The following is a 15,516-nucleotide window of genomic DNA, read 5'->3' as shown; positions in this document are numbered from 1 at the left end:
CGTCCATCCACGCCCCCAACCTAGGGGATCGGCTCGGTTTGTTGAAGTCGGTGTCAGCCGACCGTTACGTGCTGTCACGTAAGCGCCGGAGAGTCCGCCGGGAACCCGCCCCCTTCGGGCCTCGCCGCGGAGGGCTGTTGATGCCGGCCGCGGGCGGGGCTACCTCGACGCATGGCGCTGCGGCGGGGCGCGCCGGGGGGTGGCGATGCTGTTTGCCGTGACGATCGAGGACAAGCCCGGCATGGCCGCGACGCGCCGCGCGGTGCGGGATGCGCATATCGCCTGGCTGGAGCGGCATCGCGCCATGCTCGTGCTGGCCGGCCCGATCATGGATGCGGAGGGCAATTCCATCGGATCGGTCCGCGTGGTCGATGCGCCCGACCGTGCCGCGGTCGATGCCCTGACCGAGGGCGATCCCTTCGCCCGCGCCGGCTGCTTCGCGCGGGTGTCGATCAACCCCTATCGCATCGTGTTCAGGGACGGGGTGCTCGCCGAATGAAGCACTGGCTGGTGAAGTCGGAACCGGATGCGTTTTCCTGGGACCAGCAGGTGGCAAACGGGGTCGAGCCCTGGACCGGCGTGCGCAACCACATGGCCAAGGCCAACCTGATCGCGATGACGAAGGGCGACCGCGCCTTCTTCTACCACTCCAACATCGGCAAGGAGATCGTGGGCGTGGTCGAGGTGGTGCGCGAGGCCTACCCCGACCCCACCGCCGAGGCGGGCAGCCCGTGGGTCTGCGTGGACATGAAGGCGGTCGGGCCGGTGCCCAAGGCGGTGACGCTCGCGGCCATCAAGGCGGAGCCGAAGCTGGAGGGCATCGCGCTGGTGCGCATGTCGCGGCTGTCGGTCATGCCGATCTCGGCCGAGCACTGGAAGGTGCTGGCGAAGATGGGCGGGTGGAAGGGCAAGTGAAGCCGGTCGTGGCCGAACGCGTGCTGTGTGCGCTGGCGGATATTCCGGATGGGCAGTCGAAGGGCTTTCCGGCCGTGCCGGGCGCCTTCACCGGGCTGTTCGCGGTGCGGCGCGGGGATCGCGTGTGGGTCTACGTGAATTCCTGCCCGCATATCGGCGTGCCGCTGGACCCGGTGCCGGACCGGTTCCTGGATGGGAAGAAGCAGAACATCATCTGCTCGACGCATGGTGCGCGCTTTCGGATCGAGGACGGGTTCTGCACGTCGGGCCCCTGCTACGGCGAATCGCTGGAAGCCGTGCCGCATCGCATCGATGACCAGGGGCGGGTGCTGGTGCCCGAGGATGCGGGGCTGTAGCTGCGCGCCATCGCGGCGCTGCGTCCCTGCCGCGATCCTGCCACGCCTGCCGCGGCGCCGCCGCGATCGCCCCGAAAGCACCTTGCCGCCGCCCTTCGGCCGACGCGCCCGCAGGGTCTTCTTGGTCTTGCGCTCGGACCAACACAGGAGGACCAGATGCGCCAGACCTACCGCACCGCCTTTCTCGCCACCGGCCTGATGCTCATCGCGGGCAGCGGCTTCGCCCAGGGCACCAGCCCCAGCACCGCGTCCGGCCAGGCCACGCCCGGCACCACCGCGCCGGCGCGCCCCGCGGTGACCACGCCGGCGCCGCACGCCTCGGCGCCCACCACGCCCGCGCCCCAGGCCGCGCGCCCCGCCACGCCGGCCAACCCGGGTGGCGCCGCGGCCGGCACCGCGCAGCGCCCGGCCGTACCCGCCGCGCCGCAGGCCGGCACGCCCGCGCCGCGCACCGACCAGCGCAGCCAGGCGACGCCCGCAGCGCCGGCGCCGGTGCGCACCAACTGACCCTGCTCTCTCCCTGACCCTGCTCCCCCGCCCGCCCGGCCCCCGCCGGGCGGGCGGACCCGCGTTCGGGAGATGGCGCCGAATCCATGCGTCTGGACGGCCAAGGTTGACCTGAATCAAACCGCTGCGGCAAATCCCTGGCCAGAAACACATCTGGTCAGGGAGACCGGTCCATGGCGGACGAACTCATTGCGGTGAAGCCGGAAATCGCCGCGCGGGCGCGCATCGATGCCGCGAAGCGCGAGGCGATGGTGGCCGCCGAGGCGCGCGACCCCGACGCCTTCTGGCGCACCGAGATGAACCGCATCGCCTGGATGACGGCGCCGACGAAGATCAAGGCGGTCGACTTCACCGGCGACGTCTCGATCAAGTGGTTCGAGGATGGCGTGCTGAACGCCTCGGTCTCCTGCCTCGATCGCCACCTCGCCACACGCGGCGACCAGGTGGCCATCATCTGGGAAGGCGACGATCCGAACACCGACGCGAAGGTGACGTATCGCGAACTTCATGCGCGCGTGTGCCAGTTGGCGAACGCCATGCGGCGCCTGGGTATCAGCAAGGGCGACCGCGTCTGCATCTACCTGCCGATGATCGTGGAGGCGGCGGTCGCGATGCTGGCCTGCGCGCGCGTCGGCGCGATCCATTCCATCGTCTTCGGCGGCTTTTCGCCCGACAGCCTGGCGTCCCGCATCCAGGATTCCGACTGCGCGATGCTGATCACCGCCGATGAAGGCCGGCGTGGTGGCCGCAAGGTGCCGCTCAAGGCCAATGCGGACGAGGCGCTGCTGTCCTGCCCGTCGATCCGCAGCGTGATCGTGGCGAAGAACACCGGCGGTGCGGTCGACATGATGGCGGGCCGCGACCACTGGTGGGACGCGATCACCGCCGGCGAGGGCACCACCTGCGAGCCCGAGCCGATGAACGCCGAGGATCCGCTGTTCATCCTCTATACATCGGGGTCCACCGGGAAGCCGAAGGGCGTGCTGCACACCACCGGCGGCTACATGGTCTGGGCGTCCTTCACGCATGAGAACGTCTTCGACTACCGCGACGGCGAGATCTACTGGTGCACCGCGGACGTGGGTTGGGTGACCGGGCACACCTACATCGTCTATGGCCCGCTCGCGAATGGCGCGACCACGCTGATGTTCGAAGGCGTGCCGTCCTGGCCCGACAATGGCCGCTTCTGGCAGGTCTGCGCCAAGCACAAGGTCAACATCTTCTACACCGCGCCCACTGCCATCCGTGCGCTGATGCGCGACGGCGAGGCGCCGGTGAAGAAGCACGACCGGAGCAGCATCCGCATCCTCGGCAGCGTGGGCGAACCGATCAATCCGGAAGCCTGGCTGTGGTACTACCGCGTGGTCGGCGACAGCCGCTGCCCCATCGTCGACACCTGGTGGCAGACCGAGACGGGCGGCATCCTGATCTCGCCGCTGCCCGGTGCCGTCGCGCAGAAGCCCGGGTCGGCGACGCTGCCGCTGCCGGGCGTGAAGCCCGCCATCGTCGATAGCGAGGGGAAGATCCTCGAGGGTGCCACCGAGGGCAACCTGGTGCTGCTCGATTCCTGGCCGGGGCAGATGCGCACCATCTATGGCGACCATGCGCGCTTCGGGCAGACCTATTTCTCGACCTTCCCGGGCATGTACTTCACCGGCGACGGCGCGCGGCGCGATGCCGATGGCTACTACTGGATCACCGGGCGCGTGGACGACGTGATCAACGTCGCCGGCCACCGCATGGGCACGGCGGAGGTGGAATCCGCGCTGGTCGCGCATCCCGCCGTGGCGGAAGCCGCCGTCGTGGGTATGCCGCACGACATCAAGGGCCAGGGCATCTACGCCTATGTCACGCTGAAGGCCGGCATCGACCCGACCGAGGTACTGCGCAAGGAACTGGTCGCCTGGGTGCGCAAGGAGATCGGCCCGATCGCGACACCCGACGCCATCCAGTGGGCGCCCGGCCTGCCCAAGACTCGCTCCGGCAAGATCATGCGCCGCATCCTGCGCAAGATCGCGGCGAACGAGACCGAGGGCCTCGGCGACACCTCCACCCTCGCCGACCCCGGCGTGGTGCAGGAGCTGATCGAGAACAAGGTCGGATAGCGGCATGGCCACCAGGCGCTACCGGGACGTCTACATTGCGGGACCCGACCTGGTAGCGCCGGTGCTGCGCGGCGTGATTGCGCCGCTGGAGGGTGCGCCCTATCGCATCAGCCCCTTCTTCCCGCCTTCGGCGCGGGATGTCTTCCACGAGGTGGTCGAGCGCATCCGCGGCGGCGCACTGACCGGCCGGCAGACCGCGGGTGCCTGCTGGTGCGCGCTGGTTTCACCGGGCGAGCTCCACGCGCTGCTGGATGACGTCTATGGCACGGCGGAAGACGATCCGCCGCTGTTGCTGGCCCTGCGGCGCTTCGTCGCCGCGCTGCCGCGCGAATGCCAGTTCTCGCTGGTGGCGGCGTCGTTCTGACGGCACCTCACCGATAGACGAAGGCGCTGTCGGTCAGGTCGATCGCCGGGATCGCATCCTTCTCCGCCCAGTAGTCGTGCGCATGCGCCCATTCCGGCTTGTCGCCGCGCCGTGGCAGCACGTGCTGGCCGCGCGCGACATATCCCGATGAGAATTCGTCCGGGTCGATCCAGGGGCCGAGCGCCATGCCGGCATCCTCGGGCCGCAGTGCCACTTCCACCTGCCGCGCCTGGCGGGCCTGCATGTGGTTGAGCAGCCGGCAGACGAAATCCGCCACCATGTCGGCGCGCAGCGTCCAGGCGGCGCGGATGTAGCCGAACACCCAGGCCATGTTCGGCACGCCGGTGAACATCATCCCGCGATACGTCACCGTCTGCCCGAAATCGAGCGGCGCACCATCGATGCTGAAGGCGATGTCGCCCAGTACGCTCAGGTGGAACCCGGTGGCGGTGACGATGATGTCGGCATCGAGCGTGGCGCCTGACTTCAGCAGCAGGCCGTTCTCGGTGAAGGTCTCGATCTCGTCCGTGACCACGCTCGCGCGGCCCTGCGCGATGCCGCGGAACAGGTCGGCATCCGGGATGAATGCCAGCCGCTGCTGCCAGGGGCGATAGCGGGGCGTGAAATGCGTGGCGACATCGTAGTCGGGACCGAGGTGGCGGCGGACCTCGGTCAGCAGCTCCTCCTTCACCTTTTCCGGTTCGCTGTGCGTGCGGGCGATGAAGCGCGCCTGCTCGAACAGGATCTTTCGCCGCACGATCTCGTGGATCCAGTCCTCGTTGATGCCGAGGGTGCGGAGTTCATCCGCGATCTCGATGGCGTTGCGCCCGGTGCGGAAGAAGGTGGGCGATCGCTGCAGCATGGTCACATGCGCGGCGGTATCGGCCATGGCCGGCACGATGGTCGCGGCCGTCGCACCCGACCCGATGACCACCACGCGCTGTCCGGCGTGATCCAGGTCGTCCGGCCAGGCCTGCGGATGCACGATGCGGCCGCCGAAGCGGTCCATGCCCGGCCAGTCGGGCGTGTAGCCTTCCGCGTGCCGGTAGTAGCCCTGGCACATCCACAGGAAATTCGCGGTGAAGCGCGCGGTGGTGCCGTCGCGCCGCTCGGCCTCGATGCTCCAGCGCGCCGTGGCGGAGTCCCACGATGCGGTGCGGATGCGGTGGCCATAGCGGATGTGGCGATCGAGCCCATCCTCCGTGATCACCTCCTCCATGTATTTCAGGATCTCGGGCGCGGTCGCGATGGGCGGGCCGACCCAGGGCTTGAAGCGGTAGCCGAAGGTATAGAGGTCGCTGTCCGATCGGATGCCTGGATAGCGATGCGTGCGCCAGGTGCCGCCGAACCCCTCCTGCGCGTCGAGCACCACGAAGGACCGGCCGGGGCACTGTTCCTGCAAGTGATGCGCACCACCAATGCCGGAAATGCCGGCACCCACGATCAGGACATCGAAATGCTCGGCACGATGCGCGGGGTCATCCATGGACGAAAGCCTAGCACCAGGCGCCCACGGGTTGTGAAGCGGGGCGCTGCGGCGCAGCATCGCGGCATGCACAGCATAAGGGCGGGGAAGAGAACTCCCCCGCACCCCCTCCTTCTTTTGGCTGTCACCAGGGCAGCAGGGACGCCACGGTGACCGCACCCCCGAGCAGCGATGCCAATATGCGGCGGGTGCTGGCCATGTATGGGCCGGCGGTCTTTGCCGGCGCGCTGGCGACGCGCGCGACGGACCCCGTGGTGGCGGATATCGCGCTGGATTTCGGTACCACGGCAGCGCAGGCGGCGCTGCTCGGCACGGCCTATACGCTGCCCTTCGCGCTGGTGCAGCCGATCCTGGGGCCGGTCGCGGATTCGGTGGGCAAGCGGCGCGTGGTCACCATCTGCGTGGGATTGCTGGCGGTGATGCTGGTGGCTTCGGCTATCGCGGCATCGCTGGGGTGGCTGATGGCGTTCCGCGCGCTGTCGGGCGCGGCTGCGGGCGGGATGATGCCACTCACGCTCGCGATCATGGCCGATGCGGTGCCGCTCAAGGACCGCCAGGTGGCGTTGTCGCGCATGCTGGTCTTCGGCATCTCGGGGCAGATCGCGGGCGGGGCCATCGCAGGGCCGGTCGCGGCGGTGTTCGGCTGGCGCGGGATGCTGCTGCTGTGTGCACTGGCTGCGGTGGCGGGGGCGGTCGCACTGCTGCTGGCGGCGCGCGGCGCGGCGCCGGAACCGGTCACGCGCTACGACCCCGTGGTGGCGGCCAAGCGATACCGCACCATCCTGGCCAACCCCAACGCCATCCCGCTGTATCTGACGGTTGCGGCCGAGGGCGGGCTGGTCTTCGGGTCCTTCCCCTTCCTGGCGCCGCTGATGATCGCGCGCGGCATCGGCGGCACCACCGAGGCGGGGCTCGCGATCGGCGCCTTCGGCGTGGGGGGGCTGGCATATGCGGCCATGGCGCGGCCGCTGTTGGCGCGGTTCGGCCAGGCGGGGGTGGTGCGGATTGGCGGTGGGATCGGCGCGCTGGCGCTGCTGGGCTTTGCCGTGGCGCCGGCCTTCTGGGTCATGGCGACGGCGGGGTTCCTGCTCGGCATCGCCTTCTACATGATCCACAACGCGATCCAGACGCGGGCGACCGAACTCTCGCAGCAGTTCCGCGGCAGCGCGGTGTCGCTGCACGCATTTTCCTTCTTCAGTGGGCAGTCGTTGGGGCCGGTGGTGTTTGGGCTGGGCGGGGCAGTGGTGGGCCTGGGGGTGTCGCTGGCGGTGGCAGCGGTGCTGCTGTTCGGCCTCGCCTGGATGCTGGCGCGGCGCCCGGCCTGACGGCGGGATCGCCTGCGCATCGCCACCGGCGGTTTGGAACAGACCATGATTCTGTCCGTCGGGTCGGGAGAATCGACCTATGTCGAATCAAGCACTTGGTCCGAGTCGCGCGAACGAATCGCTGACGCGCAGGGGCCGAGTCGCGCAAGCGTCTGAAATCAAGGGATTGTGGTGCGCATGCGGCAAGGACCACCAGGGCGTTCGCGCTTCGTGCGGCGCGCGGCGCCGAGTCGCGCCGGCGTGGATCGTGGCTGCGATCACTCTGTTCCGGCGCGAGTTGGCACGCGGCGGGAACGGGGCGCGCGGCACGGACCCGCATCAACCTCTTGTGGTGCGCGCGGGGTATGGGCCACCAGGACGTTCGCGCTTCGTCCGGGCCGCGCGGCCGAGTCGGGCGAGCCGATTGCAGGGCTTCCGAAGCGGATCGCGTCGTGATCCGGCGGCGTGTGGCGCGACCGCGCCTGGCGCGTCAGCGGCGTGCAGCACACCAGCGCGCGGGGTGAACACAAGCGGGCGCGTGAGGGCCGAACACCGGATCGTGCCGTGACCCGGCGAGTGCATGGCGCGACCGCGCCCAGGCCATCAGCCGCGGCCAGCGCGGCAGTGCACGGCGCGAAGCCAGGCCTGCGCAGGCCGGCGCTCCACGCTGCAAGCGTGCCTGGGCGCGGCATGCCGGAGGCGTGCCTTCGGCACGGCACCTCCCGGGGACGAATGAAGCCGCTCAGAAATCGCTGACGCGGCCCTTGCGTTCCCAGTCGCCGAAGCGGGTCGGTTCGGGGCCTGTCGGGCCGCCGATCTCCTTGGGCAACTTCGGCGCCGGGGCTGGCGTTGCGGCGGGGCGCGCGGCCGGCGGGGGCGGCGCGGGCACGGGGTCGTTGTCTGGCGTCTGTGTCATGGCCATCCTGATGTAGGCACTCGCGAGGGAGTTGGACATGGGCGGCTATGCGCGTACCGCGGTGTTGCTGGCGGCACTGACGGCGGTGTTCGGCGGGCTCGGCTTCGCCATCGGTGGGCAGCAGGGGATGGTGCTGGCGCTGCTGTTCGCCGGCGGCATGAACCTGTTTGCCTGGTGGAACAGCGACCGGATGGTGCTGCGCATGCAGAACGCGCAGCCGATCGGCCCGCAGGATGCGCCACGGCTTTACGAAATGACGGCCATGCTGGCGCAGCGCGCAGGCTTGCCGATGCCGGCGCTGTACGTGATCCATGAGGACCAGCCCAATGCCTTCGCCACCGGCCGCAGCCCGGCGAGCGCGGCGGTGGCGGTGAATACCGGGCTGCTGAACCTGATGCCGGAGAATGAGGTAGCCGGCGTGATCGCGCACGAGCTCGCGCACATCAAGAACCGCGACACGCTCATCATGACGGTCACTGCCACGGTGGCGGGCGCCATCTCGATGCTGGCGAATTTCGGCATGATCTTCGGGGGCGCGAACCGCGATCGGAATTCCAACCCGTTCGGCCCGATCGGCATGATCCTCATGCTGATCCTGGCACCCATCGCCGCCGCCGTTGTGCAGATGGCGATCAGCCGGTCCCGCGAATACGAGGCCGACCGCGTGGGGGCCGAGATCACTGGCGACCCGCTGGCGCTGGCGGGTGCATTGCAGCGGCTGGAATACCAGGCGCATCAGATCGTGAACCAGCGCGCCGAGGCGACGCCGGCCATGGCGCATATGTTCATCATCAACCCGCTTAGCGGGGCGCGGATGGACAACCTGTTCTCGACCCATCCGCGCACGGCCAACCGCGTCGCGGCGCTGGAACAGCTGGCGGCACGGATGGGGCAGGGTGGGGGTGGGCCTCGGCTCGCCGCGCCCAACGCGCCCGGGCCGTGGAGCGGCGGCAAGCGCAATCCCTGGGGGTGAAGCCGGCGCGCTTTCGCCACGCGAACGCATCGCGGCGTGCGCGATGAGGAAGGGCGGATGTGTTCGGTCAGCGACGGTGGGAACGCTCCCGTAGCGCTGGTCTGCGTGGCACCGCTGCCGCCAATTTCGGTGGGATCGACACGGGCTGGTCGTCCTTCGGGTGAGGCGGCCTGATCGGATCAGTGTCGGTTCCGGTCACCACGCCTGGCGGCGTCGCATACGATCCCGCTCAGGAGACTGTCTCGTGCTGCCCCACCTCTCCCTGCGCGGTGACCTCGATGAGGTCTATGCGATCCATGACGTGGACGAGGCGTTCGGTGTCCCGGCCGAAAAGGCCACCATCGGGACCGCTGGCGATCTGTTCGACGTGCTCCGGTCGGCGCTGCCGTACGCCATGGCGGAGGACCGAGATACCTGGGCGCAGTTTCGGATCGCGCTCCGCCACGAAAGTGGCGTCAACCCTGACGTGGTCGGGCGCGAGACGCTTCTCATCAGGCCCGCCTAGAGCAGATCCCGACCAGATGGAATCATCTGGTCGGGCGAAGATGCTCGCGAAAACAACGGGCTAGAGTCGTTACAGTGAGCCAAGGCGAACGAACACGGCTCTAAGGCCCTGTCGCGTGGATCAGGCGCCTGCTTGGGCGATCGCCGTACGTGGCCGCTGCGGCGCAGCGCCGACGCAGCCAAGCAGGACGCAAATGAAAAAGGCGCGGCGGTTGCCCGCCGCGCCTTCCCGCCGCGCCCACGTGGCGCCGCGGTGCTTCAGTTCAGCCGCTCGCCATGCAGCGTCACATCCAGGCCTTCGCGCTCCTCCTCCTCGCTCACGCGCAGGCCGATCACCAGGTCGGTGATCTTGAGCAGGATGAAGGTGCCGATCGCCGTGAACACCATGGTGGCACCGACCGCGGTGCACTGCTTGATGAACTGCTCCATCGAGCCCGACACGCCGTCCGGCGCGGCGGTGGTGGCGGACAGTGGGCCATAGGCCAGGAAGCCCACCATCAGCGCGCCGACGATGCCGCAGATGCCATGGATGCCGAAGGCGTCGAGGCTGTCGTCATAGCCCAGCGCATGCTTCAGCGCCGTGGCACCCCACAGCCCTGCCAGACCGGCCGCGATACCAATGATCACGGCCGAGCCCGGCAGCACGAAGCCCGCTGCCGGGGTGATGGCTACCAGGCCCGCCACTGCGCCGGAGATCGCGCCCAGCACGGACGGCTTGCCCTTGATCATCCACTCGGCGAACACCCAGGACAGCACGGCCGCCGCGGCCGCAAGCTGCGTGACCAGCATGGCCATGCCCGCGCGCCCGCCGCCCGACGAACCGGCCGACCCCGCGTTGAAGCCGAACCAGCCCACCCACAGCAGGGAAGCGCCGATCACGGCCAGGCCCAGGTTGAACGGCGACATGTTGTCGCTGCCGTAGCCCACGCGCTTGCCGATCACGATCGCCGCCACCAGGCCGGCGACGCCGGCGTTGATGTGCACCACCGTGCCGCCGGCGAAATCCAGCGCGCCATCGACGAACAGCCAGCCCGACGGGTGCCATACCCAATGCGCGATGGGGCTGTAGATCAGCAGCGTCCAGAGCGTGATGAAGAACACCAGGGCCGAGAACTTCATGCGGTCCGCCACCGCGCCGGTGATCAGCGCGGCGGTGATGACCGCGAAGGTCATCTGGAACATCACGAAGATCGATTCCGGGATGGTGAAGGCGACCGTCGCGTCGCCGCTGCCCAGCGTGAAGGGCTTGTCCCAGTTCTCCGCGATGCCCGCCAGCAGCACCTTCGAGAAGTCGCCGATATAGGGCGCGTAGGTGCCGCCATTTCCGAAGGCGATGGAATAGCCCGCCACCATCCACAGCACCGACACCAGGCCGCAGATGAAGAAGGACTGCATCATGGTGGCGAGCACGTTCTTCTTGCGGACCATGCCCGCATAGAACAGCGCCACGCCGGGCACGGTCATCATCAGGACCAGCGCGGTCGAGGTCAGCATCCAGGCGGCATCGCCGGTGTCGACCTTGGGGTCGTCCTGCGCCAGCGCGGGCAGTGCCGCGAACAGCAGGGTTGCCGCGGCGAGCCCGCAGCGCGCGAAGATGCGCTTCACTGTCGTATCATCCTTTCCGTGCATGTCCCGGGGGCTCACAGCGCCGAGCCGTCGGTCTCGCCCGTGCGGATGCGCAGCGCGCGCTCCACATCGAGCACGAAGATCTTGCCGTCGCCGATCTTGCCCGTGCGGGCCGTCGTGGCGATCGCCTCGACCACCGCGTCGGCCAGTTCGTCCGGCACCGTGACCTCGATCTTCACCTTGGGCAGGAAGCTCACATGGTATTCGGCGCCGCGGTAGATTTCGGTCTGGCCCTTCTGCCGGCCGAAGCCCTTCACCTCGGTCACCGTCAGCCCCTGGACACCGAGCGGGGTGAGCGCCTCGCGCACCTCGTCCAGCTTGAAGGGCTTGATGACAGCCATCACCAGTTTCATGGCCCGTGCTTTTCCTCTCTGGGGCAAACGCGACCTCAAGGCTTCCAAGAGCCGTGCCAGACCGCCGCGCGGCGGGCAGCCGCCGGAGGACGGCCGCGCCCCCGGCTGAATGACCGCGAATTGTGCAGATGCCTGCGTCGCGGGCGGGCTGGCGCTCCTGCCGCGGGCGCCTAGATTGGGCGCATGGACAGCACCCTCGATGTCGACGTGGCCATCATCGGCGCCGGGCCGGTCGGCGCGACCCTCGCCGCCACCCTCGCCGCCGCGGGCGTGACCGTCGCGGTGGTCGACGCGGCCCCGTTGCCGCCGATGGAACTGCCTGAGTTCGACGGCCGCGCCTACGCCATCGCGCTGTCATCCAAGCGGCTGCTCGAAGCGGCCGGCGTGTGGGACCGGCTGCCCGAGGCCCCCTGCCCCATCCTGGGCATCCGCGTGGCGGATGGCAGGCCGGGCGAGCCTGCCTCCCCACTGTCGCTGCATTTCGACCATGCCGAGGTGGGCGAGGAACCCTTCGGCTGGATGGTCGAGGCGCGGTCCCTGCGTGTGGCGCTGAACGCACGCCTGCCGCAGGCGCCGGGCCTGCACGTGTTTGCCCCCGCCCAGGCGGCGGTGGAGCGCGGCCCCGAGGGCGCGTCGCTGCGCCTGTCCACCGGCCAGCGCGTCACCGCCCGCCTGGTGGTCGGCGCCGAGGGCCGCAATTCCCCGCTGCGCCGCGCCGCCGGCATCGCCGCCGCTCGGCTTGATTACCACGCCATGGGGATCGTCGGCGCGGTGGCGCATGAGAAGCCGCACCGCAACATCGCGCTTGAGCAGTTCCTGCCGCATGGCCCCTTCGCGCAGCTGCCGATGAACGGCATCCCGGGCCATCCGAATGTCAGCGCGATCGTCTGGACCGAACGTACTGCCATCGCGAAGGCGGCGCTGGCCATGGACGATGCCGCCTATGGCCGGCAGATCGCCGCGCGCATGGGCGACCACCTGGGGGCCATCACGCCGATCGGCCGGCGCTGGTCCTACCCGCTGAGCGCCATGCACGCCGCCCGCTTCACGGCCGAGCGCCTGGCCCTGGTGGGCGATGCCGCGCACGGCATCCATCCGATCGCAGGGCAGGGGCTGAACCTCGGTTTCCGCGACGTGGCCGCGCTCGCCGAGGCGGTGATCGAGGCGGTCAATGCCGGGCAGGACCCCGGGGGTGGGGCGGTGCTGGCGCGCTACCAGGCGGTGCGGCGGCCGGACAGCCTGGTCATGTTGGGGGCGACGCATGTGCTCGAGCGCCTGTTCTCCTCCCGCCTGCCGCCTGTGCGCATCGCGCGGCGCCTGGGCATCGCGGCGGTGGACCGGCTGCCGGGGCTCAAGCGCTTCTTCGCGACGCGGGCGATGGGCCTCGGCGGCGGGGCCGCCGGGCTGCTGGGTGGGCAGGGGATTGCGCGCGCGCGCTGACCTCCCGACCGCCGGTGCGGTGGCACGGGCTGGGCGTTCGCATCCCGTCAAGTCCCCCCGGCGTAATGGCGGACGATCACGTATCCAAGTGATCTGTAGATTTGCCATCGAGTGATCGAGACTTCGGGATACCCATGATTGCATCGCTCGGGGAATGAAGCGGTGCGAGCTCGCGCCTGTATTGCACCTTGACCCGCGCCCCTGCTGCGCCCCCGCCGCCTCGAAAGCGCGCTGCGGCCGAAGTTTTGCTGCACATGCGTAAGATGCATGCAAGCTATTTGCGCAACGATAGGGAATTCAGTCGCCTGTCTTGCGAGAAATCTTCTATCAATTTGTATCGTCACTGCGGGAATTACGCTGTCATGGCGCCGGAAAAGTCTCCGCGTACCACGACCGGCTCCACCGCCCGGTCCTTCAATCAGGGATCGACCGGACCGCGGGGCATGCACGGCTGGTGGGATGGGCTGAATTGCTGGTTCGAGCGGCGACCGGTCGGTGTGCGCCTCGGGCTCGTGGTGCTCGCGTCGCTGGCGCTGTGGGCCGTGATCCTGCTGGCGGCTGCCAGCCTGCTCGCCTGATGCGGCCGGCGGCCACGCGCCGGCCTCCGGCAAATGCCCGGGGTGGCGCGGGCGTCTTGCGCTGCCAAGGCCGGCAGAGGTGCCGGCCCTGGCAATCCGTTCAGTCGAGCCGGATGTTCTGCCGCGCGATGATGCCCTGGAACAGGTCGCGCTGTTCCGCCAGGTAGGTCGCGAAGGCCGCCGGGCCACGCGGCACGGGTTCGACGAAGATGCTCTCGAAGCGGCTGCGCACGGTGGGGTCGGCCATGCCCTGTTCGACCTCCAGCGCCAGGCGCTCGGCGATCGCGGTCGGGGTGCCTGCGCGCGCCACCAGGCCCACCCAGGCGCCAGCGTCGAAGCCCTCGAAGCCGGGCACGCGGGCGAAGGGCTGGATGTCCGGAGCAAGCGTGCTGCCATCCTTCAGCGAAATGCCGAGCGCCTTCAGCGCGCCCTGCCGAACCAGCGGGAAGGTCGCCGCCAGCGTTTCGATGGAATAGTTGATCTGCCCGCCGATCAGCGCGGTCATGGACGGCGCGCTGCCGGCGAAGGGGACGTGCAGCGCATCGACCCCGGCACGGGCGTTGAAGGCCTCGATGATCAGGTGCGCGGTGGCGGCGCGGCCGGACGATCCGAAAGTGTAATGCCCGGGCCGCGCCTTCAGCAGGGCGATGAACTCCTGGATGGTGTTGGCCGGGAAGTCCGGGCGCACCACGAGCAGGTAGGGCGACACGCCCCACATCGCGATGGGCGCGAAGTCCCGCGTGGTGTCGTAGGGCAGGCGTTGCAGCAGCGGCGCGATGGTGAAGGGCCCCGAGGACCCCGCCAGCAGCGTGTACCCGTCGGGCGCCGACTTCGCGACCGCATCGGTGCCGATGGTGCCGCCGGCTCCGGCCCGGTTTTCGGCCACCACGGGCTGGCCAAGCTTCTCGGTCAACCGCTGCGCGATGACGCGCCCGGCCAGGTCGGTCGCCTGGCCCGGCGGCCACGGGATGACCATGCGTATCGGCCGGTTGGGCCAGGGCGCGGCCTGACCGTGCGCGACCTTCACCGTGGGCAGGGTGGCGGCCATGAGCGCGAGCGTCGCGCGGCGATCGATCCGCATTGGGCGATTTCTCCCAGTCATCCGGGCGGTTTCCCCGCACGTTGCCATTGTCTGAGCATGCCGCGCCCGCCGCGACAAGCCCGGCGCGCGACCATGCCCGGGATGGGGCGGGCCGGTGCCGCGCGCTTCAAGCACGCACCCAGGGCGCCTCCGCTCGCCTTGGCTCGCTGCAGCGTATCGAGCCAGTTGCATGAGCGAACATCGTCACCCGATCGGACGAGCCCGTCTGATGGGGGTGTGGTCTAGCGCGGGGGCACTTCCGAGAAGAACACCTGCGTCGGGATGCCACGGCCGCGATCGTAGTTGCCGACCCAGATGTCGTACTGGCCGGACATGGGCTGGCGCAGCACGATGCCCGGGTTGGTACCCTGGAAGTCGTCGTTGCAGATCCACTGCCCGTTCGGCAGGTTGACCACCAGCGTCACGTCGGCGTTGGACCGCGCCCCGATCCACAGCGGCAGCCCGCCGCCGGCCTGGTAATTGAGCCGCACATCCGGCGCCTGCGCGATGGTGCCGACGCAGCCCGGCCCGCCGATGCGTTCGGCCGGAATGGTGCCGCCGGCGGTCACGTTCACCACGAAGGGGTCGGGGGCAAAATTGAAGCGGAGGTTCGCCGTGCCGAAGGACGGGCGCAGGTTGTAGTTCTGCGCGGCGACGCCGCCGGCGACCAGGGCCAGTGCGGCGGCGCCGGCAAGAGTGCGTCTCGAAAACATAGCTGATCCTCCGGTTTTGCGTCGGTCGGGATATTTCATCCGCGCATCGCGCGGCGGCAAGGCGAAATTGCACCGGCGCCGTGAAGATACGGTGTGCGCGGCGGCGACTGCGGCGCGCAGGCCACAGCGTCGCTGCGCCCGCGCGCGAACCCGCACCAACCGCACGCGGCTTTGACTCGTGCCGAGCGCCAGAAGGACGACACCGAGGGACCCGGAGGTTTCCGCGGCACGACGTGTCTGGAGGCGTGCCGCAGGCACGACGCGTCTGAGGGTCGGTACATGTGGCTTCAACCGG

17 protein-coding genes are annotated in these 15,516 nt (G+C 69.5%); 11 read left to right on the top strand and 6 right to left on the bottom strand.

The annotated features are described in order from the left end of the window. The first annotated feature begins 217 nt into the window (after nucleotides 1–217). The 6 genes from MWM08_RS24595 to MWM08_RS24570 all read left to right on the top strand — a co-directional run bounded on the left by MWM08_RS24595 (nucleotide 218) and on the right by MWM08_RS24570 (nucleotide 4,247). Nucleotides 218–499, top strand: coding sequence for a YciI family protein (locus tag MWM08_RS24595; protein WP_244457097.1), 282 nt, complete (start codon nucleotides 218–220; stop codon nucleotides 497–499). After that, nucleotides 496–915, top strand: a complete 420-nt coding sequence (locus MWM08_RS24590; protein ID WP_244457096.1) for an EVE domain-containing protein — start codon at nucleotides 496–498, stop codon at nucleotides 913–915. The genes MWM08_RS24595 and MWM08_RS24590 overlap by 4 nt, the downstream gene beginning before the upstream one ends. Next, on the top strand, nucleotides 912–1,271 hold the full coding sequence (locus tag MWM08_RS24585) for a Rieske (2Fe-2S) protein (protein WP_244457095.1): 360 nt from the start codon (nucleotides 912–914) through the stop codon (nucleotides 1,269–1,271). The genes MWM08_RS24590 and MWM08_RS24585 overlap by 4 nt, the downstream gene beginning before the upstream one ends. Nucleotides 1,272–1,427: 156 nt before the next feature. Next, entirely contained in the window at nucleotides 1,428–1,778 is a 351-nt protein-coding gene (locus MWM08_RS24580; protein ID WP_244457094.1) for a hypothetical protein, read from the top strand. Between the two features lie 173 nt (nucleotides 1,779–1,951). Continuing rightward, nucleotides 1,952–3,883, top strand: coding sequence for an acetate--CoA ligase (gene acs / locus MWM08_RS24575; protein WP_244457093.1), 1,932 nt, complete (start codon nucleotides 1,952–1,954; stop codon nucleotides 3,881–3,883). A 4-nt stretch (nucleotides 3,884–3,887) separates the two neighbouring features. Beyond that, on the top strand, nucleotides 3,888–4,247 hold the full coding sequence (locus tag MWM08_RS24570; protein ID WP_244457092.1) for a hypothetical protein: 360 nt from the start codon (nucleotides 3,888–3,890) through the stop codon (nucleotides 4,245–4,247). Between the two features lie 7 nt (nucleotides 4,248–4,254). Here MWM08_RS24570 and MWM08_RS24565 read toward each other — a convergent pair whose 3' ends face one another. Further along, nucleotides 4,255–5,733, bottom strand: a complete 1,479-nt coding sequence (locus tag MWM08_RS24565) for a flavin-containing monooxygenase (protein ID WP_244457091.1) — start codon at nucleotides 5,731–5,733, stop codon at nucleotides 4,255–4,257. Nucleotides 5,734–5,882: 149 nt separating this feature from the next. Between MWM08_RS24565 and MWM08_RS24560 the strand changes: the two genes are divergently transcribed. Continuing rightward, nucleotides 5,883–7,058, top strand: coding sequence for an MFS transporter (locus MWM08_RS24560; protein WP_244457090.1), 1,176 nt, complete (start codon nucleotides 5,883–5,885; stop codon nucleotides 7,056–7,058). 721 nt (nucleotides 7,059–7,779) lie between these two features. On the opposite strand, the gene MWM08_RS24555 is transcribed toward MWM08_RS24560, so the two are convergent. Further along, a complete protein-coding gene (locus MWM08_RS24555; RefSeq protein ID WP_244457089.1) occupies nucleotides 7,780–7,953 on the bottom strand; it encodes a DUF1674 domain-containing protein in 174 nt (57 codons plus the stop codon). Nucleotides 7,954–7,990: 37 nt separating this feature from the next. Here MWM08_RS24555 and htpX point away from each other — a divergent pair, with 37 nt between their 5' ends. Further along, nucleotides 7,991–8,926, top strand: a complete 936-nt coding sequence (htpX, locus tag MWM08_RS24550) for a zinc metalloprotease HtpX (RefSeq protein WP_244457088.1) — start codon at nucleotides 7,991–7,993, stop codon at nucleotides 8,924–8,926. Between the two features lie 244 nt (nucleotides 8,927–9,170). Next, nucleotides 9,171–9,431, top strand: coding sequence for a hypothetical protein (locus MWM08_RS24545; protein WP_244457087.1), 261 nt, complete (start codon nucleotides 9,171–9,173; stop codon nucleotides 9,429–9,431). 257 nt (nucleotides 9,432–9,688) lie between these two features. Here the strand turns inward: MWM08_RS24545 and MWM08_RS24540 are convergent, their stop codons facing one another. Together MWM08_RS24540 and MWM08_RS24535 are read right to left on the bottom strand one after the other, a co-directional pair. Then, nucleotides 9,689–11,059 carry an ammonium transporter gene (locus MWM08_RS24540; RefSeq protein WP_423815997.1) on the bottom strand — a complete coding sequence of 457 codons (1,371 nt, stop codon included), beginning with the start codon at nucleotides 11,057–11,059 and terminating at the stop codon, nucleotides 9,689–9,691. A gap of 11 nt (nucleotides 11,060–11,070) precedes the next feature. Next, nucleotides 11,071–11,409, bottom strand: a complete 339-nt coding sequence (locus MWM08_RS24535) for a P-II family nitrogen regulator (RefSeq protein ID WP_137125843.1) — start codon at nucleotides 11,407–11,409, stop codon at nucleotides 11,071–11,073. 183 nt (nucleotides 11,410–11,592) lie between these two features. Between MWM08_RS24535 and MWM08_RS24530 the strand changes: the two genes are divergently transcribed. Next, nucleotides 11,593–12,849, top strand: coding sequence for an FAD-dependent monooxygenase (locus MWM08_RS24530; RefSeq protein WP_244457086.1), 1,257 nt, complete (start codon nucleotides 11,593–11,595; stop codon nucleotides 12,847–12,849). A gap of 443 nt (nucleotides 12,850–13,292) precedes the next feature. Next, complete coding sequence (locus tag MWM08_RS26375; protein ID WP_255751375.1) at nucleotides 13,293–13,427, top strand: hypothetical protein; 135 nt, start codon at nucleotides 13,293–13,295, stop codon at nucleotides 13,425–13,427. A 100-nt stretch (nucleotides 13,428–13,527) separates the two neighbouring features. On the opposite strand, the gene MWM08_RS24525 is transcribed toward MWM08_RS26375, so the two are convergent. Together MWM08_RS24525 and MWM08_RS24520 are read right to left on the bottom strand one after the other, a co-directional pair. Then, entirely contained in the window at nucleotides 13,528–14,508 is a 981-nt protein-coding gene (locus MWM08_RS24525) for a Bug family tripartite tricarboxylate transporter substrate binding protein (protein WP_244457085.1), read from the bottom strand. Nucleotides 14,509–14,750: 242 nt separating this feature from the next. Next, on the bottom strand, nucleotides 14,751–15,221 hold the full coding sequence (locus MWM08_RS24520) for a hypothetical protein (protein WP_244457084.1): 471 nt from the start codon (nucleotides 15,219–15,221) through the stop codon (nucleotides 14,751–14,753). Between the last annotated feature and the right edge of the window lie 295 nt (nucleotides 15,222–15,516).

This window comes from Roseomonas fluvialis, assembly GCF_022846615.1.
Lineage (GTDB): Bacteria > Pseudomonadota > Alphaproteobacteria > Acetobacterales > Acetobacteraceae > Neoroseomonas > Neoroseomonas fluvialis.
Note: the sequence above shows the minus strand (reverse complement) of the source record. Positions and strands in the feature narration are given on the sequence as shown.

What these genes read in the sequence shown, in the direction of transcription:
- MWM08_RS24590 (WP_244457096.1), top strand. Translation starts at nt 496, where the DNA reads ATGAAGCACTGGCTGGTGAAGTCGGAACCGGATGCGTTTTCCTGGGAC.
- MWM08_RS24580 (WP_244457094.1), top strand. Translation starts at nt 1,428, where the DNA reads ATGCGCCAGACCTACCGCACCGCCTTTCTCGCCACCGGCCTGATGCTC.
- acs (WP_244457093.1), top strand. Translation starts at nt 1,952, where the DNA reads ATGGCGGACGAACTCATTGCGGTGAAGCCGGAAATCGCCGCGCGGGCG.
- MWM08_RS24570 (WP_244457092.1), top strand. Translation starts at nt 3,888, where the DNA reads ATGGCCACCAGGCGCTACCGGGACGTCTACATTGCGGGACCCGACCTG.
- MWM08_RS24565 (WP_244457091.1), bottom strand. Translation starts at nt 5,733, where the DNA reads ATGGATGACCCCGCGCATCGTGCCGAGCATTTCGATGTCCTGATCGTG.
- MWM08_RS24555 (WP_244457089.1), bottom strand. Translation starts at nt 7,953, where the DNA reads ATGACACAGACGCCAGACAACGACCCCGTGCCCGCGCCGCCCCCGCCG.
- htpX (WP_244457088.1), top strand. Translation starts at nt 7,991, where the DNA reads ATGGGCGGCTATGCGCGTACCGCGGTGTTGCTGGCGGCACTGACGGCG.
- MWM08_RS24540 (WP_423815997.1), bottom strand. Translation starts at nt 11,059, where the DNA reads ATGCACGGAAAGGATGATACGACAGTGAAGCGCATCTTCGCGCGCTGC.
- MWM08_RS24535 (WP_137125843.1), bottom strand. Translation starts at nt 11,409, where the DNA reads ATGAAACTGGTGATGGCTGTCATCAAGCCCTTCAAGCTGGACGAGGTG.
- MWM08_RS24530 (WP_244457086.1), top strand. Translation starts at nt 11,593, where the DNA reads ATGGACAGCACCCTCGATGTCGACGTGGCCATCATCGGCGCCGGGCCG.
- MWM08_RS26375 (WP_255751375.1), top strand. Translation starts at nt 13,293, where the DNA reads ATGCACGGCTGGTGGGATGGGCTGAATTGCTGGTTCGAGCGGCGACCG.
- MWM08_RS24525 (WP_244457085.1), bottom strand. Translation starts at nt 14,508, where the DNA reads ATGCGGATCGATCGCCGCGCGACGCTCGCGCTCATGGCCGCCACCCTG.
- MWM08_RS24520 (WP_244457084.1), bottom strand. Translation starts at nt 15,221, where the DNA reads ATGTTTTCGAGACGCACTCTTGCCGGCGCCGCCGCACTGGCCCTGGTC.